Source organism: Paracraurococcus ruber, from assembly GCF_004353985.1.
In the GTDB taxonomy this organism is placed as follows: domain Bacteria; phylum Pseudomonadota; class Alphaproteobacteria; order Acetobacterales; family Acetobacteraceae; genus Paracraurococcus; species Paracraurococcus ruber.
In genome coordinates this window covers 1-5131 of record NZ_SMOA01000337.1, presented here as the reverse complement: position 1 = coordinate 5131, position 5131 = coordinate 1, and the positions used below count along the sequence as shown (strand labels likewise).

5 protein-coding genes and 1 tRNA gene are annotated in these 5131 nt (G+C 75.0%); 4 read left to right on the top strand and 2 right to left on the bottom strand.

The window, feature by feature from the left end; all coding sequences use genetic code 11:
- The 3 genes from E2C05_RS28465 to E2C05_RS28455 all read left to right on the top strand — a co-directional run.
- The coding region (locus tag E2C05_RS28465) for a ribonuclease E/G (protein ID WP_133223015.1) at positions 1–797 on the top strand (797 nt) is incomplete at its 5' end.
- Positions 790–990, top strand: coding sequence for a DNA gyrase inhibitor YacG (locus E2C05_RS28460; RefSeq protein ID WP_133223014.1), 201 nt, complete (start codon positions 790–792; stop codon positions 988–990). The genes E2C05_RS28465 and E2C05_RS28460, both read left to right, overlap by 8 nt.
- 216 nt (positions 991–1206) lie before the next feature.
- Positions 1207–1282, top strand: a tRNA-Phe gene (locus tag E2C05_RS28455).
- Positions 1283–1810: 528 nt separating this feature from the next.
- On the opposite strand, the gene E2C05_RS28450 is transcribed toward E2C05_RS28455, so the two are convergent.
- Entirely contained in the window at positions 1811–2701 is an 891-nt protein-coding gene (locus E2C05_RS28450; protein WP_200306402.1) for a polysaccharide deacetylase family protein, read from the bottom strand.
- Between the two features lie 235 nt (positions 2702–2936).
- On the bottom strand, positions 2937–3551 hold the full coding sequence (locus E2C05_RS28445; protein ID WP_158292432.1) for a glutathione S-transferase family protein: 615 nt from the start codon (positions 3549–3551) through the stop codon (positions 2937–2939).
- Between the two features lie 397 nt (positions 3552–3948).
- Between E2C05_RS28445 and E2C05_RS28440 the strand changes: the two genes are divergently transcribed.
- Positions 3949–5007, top strand: coding sequence for an alpha/beta fold hydrolase (locus E2C05_RS28440; protein ID WP_200306400.1), 1059 nt, complete (start codon positions 3949–3951; stop codon positions 5005–5007).
- Positions 5008–5131: the final 124 nt, after the last annotated feature.

Genomic DNA, 5131 nt, shown 5'->3' with positions numbered 1-5131 from the left:
CGCCCGGCGGCCCCGCCTTGCTGGCCCGCGGGCCGGACGCCACGCTGCGCCTCGCCCGCGCCCATCCCGGGGCCACCATCCGCACCGACAGCGCCGCCCGCGCGGCACGGCTGCGCGCCGCGCTCGGCCGCGACCGCGTCCTGCTCAGCCATGCGCCGGTCCTGGACGATGCGCTGGAGGCCGAGCTGGACCTCCTCGCCGGGCCGGAGGTGCCGCTGCCCGGCGGCGGCCGCCTGCTGGTCCACCCGACCCCGGCCCTGACCGCCATCGATGTCGATGCCGGCAGCGCCGCCGGCACGCGGGACCCGCAGGCGCAGCTTCGCCTCAACCGGGCGGCGGTGGCGGAGGCGGCGCGGCAGATCCGCCTGCGCAACCTGGCGGGGCCGATCCTGCTCGACCTCGCCGGGCTGACGGCGAAGCGGCGGGAGGCGCTGGCCGAGCCGCTGGCGGCCGCCCTGGCGCCCGACCCGCTGGCGCGGCTGCTGGGCCTCGGCCCGCTCGGCCTGTTCGAGATCCTGCGCCAGCGGATCCACCCGCCGCTGCACGAGATCCTGGGCTGGCCGCCCTCGCCGCTCAGCCACGGGCTGGCGGCGCTGCGTCGGGCGGCGCGGGAGGCCGCGGCGCGCCCCGGGCGGCACTGGGCGCTGCGGGCGCATCCTGCCGTCCTGGGCGCGCTGCAGGACCTGCCAGGCGCCCTGTCGGAGGCCGCCGAGGCCATCGGCACCCCGCTGCAGCTTCGCCCCGACGCGGCGCGGGCACCGTCGCACCCCGAGATCGAGGAGGCCGCGCATGGCTAATCCTGCCCCGCCCCGTCCCGCTGGCCGTTCCCCTGGCCGCCCCTGCCCCGTCTGCGGCAAGCCCGCGCCGGCAGAGGCGCCGCATCGCCCCTTCTGCTCGGCGCGCTGCAAGCAGGTGGATCTCGGGCGCTGGCTGGCCGGCGACTACGCCATCCCCGGCGAACCGGTGGACCCCCTGGCCGAGGAGGAGTGAGCCGAGGCCCCGCGCGGCGCGACCCGCGGCGGCCACGGCGCGGCAAGGGCCGCGATGGCAGGTCGACACCCGACGCCAGCGGGAGGCTGACGCCCAGGGCGGGTTCGTGTGGCCCTGCCTGCCGGGAAACCGCAAACAGCGGGTGGACAGCCCAACCGGCTTCGGCTATCTCCCGCGACCTCTGCCGGCGGCCCCTGTAAGGGGCCGACAGCTTGGGCCCAGGTAGCTCAGTTGGTAGAGCATGCGACTGAAAATCGCAGTGTCGGTGGTTCGATTCCGCCCCTGGGCACCACTTCCTCCCGCGCGATGCCGCCCGCCACCTCGTCGCGCCGGTGCGATGTCGCTCTGCTCAACCGCGCCCTTCTCCTTCAGCGTGATCACGCCGACGAACCGATCGCGCCAGAGCGATTTCGCACCGCTCCACCGCAACTTTGCCCCGCGCGCTGGCGGCCACCGACCTGTCGCGCTGCCGCGCTCTCGCGCCGCATCCTCCCAGGTCAGGCCCGGTGCAGACTCGTCGTCGCGTTGCAAGCCGCGCAGGCACGACGACTTCGGCCGCCTTGCGCGTCACGCCTGCCGAGCCGTCGCAAAGCGCCAGTTCCGTGCCGATGGATCGCATCGGATCCGCCGCAGGATGCCGCCCGCCACCGCCTCATGCCGCTGCGCCGCCACCTCGTCCCGGCTGCCGCTGCGGGGGACGCCACGCCCCAGGCGCTGCGGCGCGGCGCCGTCCCGGGATCCCACCGCCTGACCCCGCGTCGCCGCGCCGTGCCAACCAGCCGCGCACGCGGCCCAGCCGGCGCGCGAAGGCGCTGCCGCGTCAGCCCAGCCCGAGCCGCTGCCGCTCCCCGCGGTACCAGTCCAGCAGTTGCACGCCGTTCCAGTGCAGCACGCCGGTTCTGCGCGCGACATGGTCGTAGAAGGCCTCGAGGTGCTTGATCCGGTGCGGCTGGCCGGAGATGTAGGGGTGGATCGCCAGGGACAGGATCTTCGCCCGCTCCGCCCCTTCCTCGTACAGCCGGTCGAACTGGTCGATCGCGCGCTTGAGCAGGTAGTCGCTCTCATGGTGCTGCACGAGCATCATCGGGATGTCGTTCAGCTCCACCGTGTAGGGCAGTGTCACCAGCGGGCCCTTGTCCGTGCGGATCAGCGTCGGCTCATCGTCATAGACCCAGTCGCCGATATACTGCACGCCGGCCTCCGCCAGCAGCTCCGGCGTCTCCAGCGTCTGGGTCAGCCCGGGGCCGAGCCAGCCGACCGGCCGCGTGCCGGTGAAGCGCTCCAGCCGATCCATCGACCGATGGATCATGCCGCGCTGGTCCTCCTCGCGGTGGATGGGTCCCTGTTCCCAGGAATGGCCCATGAACTCCCAGCCGGCCTCGCGCGCCTGCGCCGCGACGCGCTCATAGTCCTCGACCACCCGGGCATTGATCGACAGCGTCGGCGCAATGCCCAGCCGCTCATACAGCTTGAAGAAGCGCCAGACGCCGACGCGCATGCCGTATTCGTGCCAGGACCAGTTCGGCACGTCCGGCAGCAGCACCTGCCCGGTCGGCGCCGGCAGCACCTGCCGCGCCATCGGCTTGCCGATGTCCCAGACCTCGAGGTTGACGATGGTCCAGACCGCGATGCGCGCGCCACCCGGCAGCTGCAGCGGCGGGCGATCGACGATGGCGGAATAGGGCACGCGGTCGCGCGGCTGCATGGGCATCCTTCGGCCTCCCTCACTCGGGCATGGGCGGGCCGCCGCAGGGCATGGCCGGGCGTCCCTGCGGGCGCCGTGGCGCGCGGCGGTCGGCACCGGACCTCGCACCAGCCAGTCTCGCCCCGCCGCGCCGCCTGTCAAACCCGCCGGGCCATGCGGCCAGCAGGCGGGCGGGCAGGTGGTCGCGTCAGGTCAGGCGCGATGCCGGTGCGCAGAGCCCGGAGGCACCGGCGCGGGCGGATCAGAGGCCGCTGACGGGCGGCAGCGTGGCCTCGAAGGCGGGGCGCGCCGCCATGGCGTCGAACCAGGCGGCCAGCGCCGGCCGGCCCTCCCGCCAGGTCCAGGCGCGGTGCCGCCGCTCGGCATAGCCCAGCAGGCAGCCCAGCATGATGCGCGCCGCATCCGGCGGGCCGGCAAGCGCCCAGTGGCCGGCCGCCGCCTCCGCCTCCAGCGCCGCCGCCACGCGCTGCGCCCGGGCGGTCTCCAGCGCGATGACGCCGGGGGAGCGTTCCTCCGGCGGCCGCCGCAGCTCGCGGTTCCAGACGGCGATGCCGTCCATCATGCCGAGGATGCGGCCGAAGGCGGCCCGCGCCGCCGCATCGCCTGGCGGCAGCAGCGGATAGGTCCCGCCCAGCGAGTCGAGGAAGGGCAGGACCAGCGCCGTCTCGGTCAGCGTCGTGCCGTCCGGCAGCAGCAGCGCCGGCACGCGGCCGACGGGGTTGTGCGGCAGAAGGGCGGAAGCCGGGTCGCGCAGCGTCGTCTCCACCTCCTCGACCCCGGCAATCAGGCCGGTCTCGCGCAGCGCCACCCGCACGGCGCGGGCGAAGGGGGATCCTGGGGTATGGAACAGGCGCATGGCGGGCAGGATAGCGCGGATCGCCGCCGGACGATGCCCGCCCGTCCGCCGGCTGGCGCCGCCCGCGGCAGCGGCACCGGCCAGGCGCCCTGGCAGGCGGCCGAGGAAAGGCGGCGCGGCGGTCACCTGCCGGCGCGATCCGCGCTTGTGTCCTGCCCGCGAAATCCGCAGCCACCGGCTGCGAACGCAGCGGACCAGCAGGCCACTGCAAGCGCAGGCGAGTGGGCCGAACCGAAGGGCGCCGCCGGTGGCGGCGGACCTCGGGTTCGGGACACCAGGGCGATTTACCGCTTTAGTCATTTGAATCGACGCGCATCTTCACCCGCCCGGGTGATTCCACCTGAGCGGGATCTGCTCTAGCCTCGCCGCCAGCGCCGGGACGCAAGGGAAGAACGCCATGACCTGCCATGCCGCGATGGGCCGTGCCCTGCTGCTCGGCCTCACCCTGGCCGCCGCGCCGGCCGTCGCCGCCGACTATCCGGCGCCGCGCGAGGGCAGCTGGACCGCGCCCGAGTTCCGCTTCGCCTCGGGCGAGGTCTTGCGCGACCTCCGCCTCGCCTATGTCACCATCGGCGAGCCGACGGGCACGCCGGTGCTGGTGCTGCACGGCACCGGCGGGTCGGCCCGCAGCCTGCTGACGCCGGCCTTCGCCGGGGAGCTGTTCGGCCCCGGCCAGCCGCTCGATGCGCGGCAGCATTTCATCATCCTGCCGGACGCGCTCGGCGCCGGCCGGTCCGCCAAGCCGTCCGACGGGCTGGGCGCCGACTTCCCGCGCTACTCCTATGCCGACATGGTCGCGGCGCAGCACCGGCTGGTGACGGAAGGCCTCGGCATCCGCCGGCTGCGCCTGGTGCTCGGCAACTCCATGGGCGGGATGCATGCCTGGCTCTGGGCCGTGACGCATCCCGACATGGCCGACGCTGTCGTGCCGATGGCGGCGCAGCCCACCGCCATGTCCGGCCGCAACTGGATGCTGCGGCGGCTGCAGGTGGAGATGATCCGGCGCGACCCGGCCTATGCCGGCGGCCGCTATGCGCAGCAGCCGCCATCCCTGCTGCTGGCCAGCGTCTTCTACGCCACGGCGACCAATGGCGGCACGCGCGCGCTGCAGGCGGCGGCGGGCACCCGCGCGGCGGCGGATGCGCTGCTGGACCAGCGGCTCGCCGGCTCCGGCCCCGCCGATGCGAACGACTTTATCTGGCAGTGGGAGTCGTCGCGCGACTACGACCCGGAACCGCTGCTGGACCGGATCGCCGCGCGCGTGCTGGCGATCAACGCCGCGGATGACGAGCGCAACCCGCCCGAGACCGGCCTGATGGAAGCGGCGATGCGCCGCGTGAAGCAGGGCCGGCTGCTGCTGATCCCGGGCAGCGAGCGGACGGCGGGGCATGGCACCACCGGCCAGGCGCGCTTCTGGGCCGAGGATCTGCGCCGGTTCCTGCAGGCGCCGGAGTAGCGCCGCGAAGCGCCCGCCGCGCCGGGGTCAGGCCCGGCCCGCATGGCGGCGCTTGGCACCCGCCCCCGCGGCGGCGCAACCCGCGGCCGCGGCGTGCCGGCACCGCCGGACCGCCCGGCCGGGC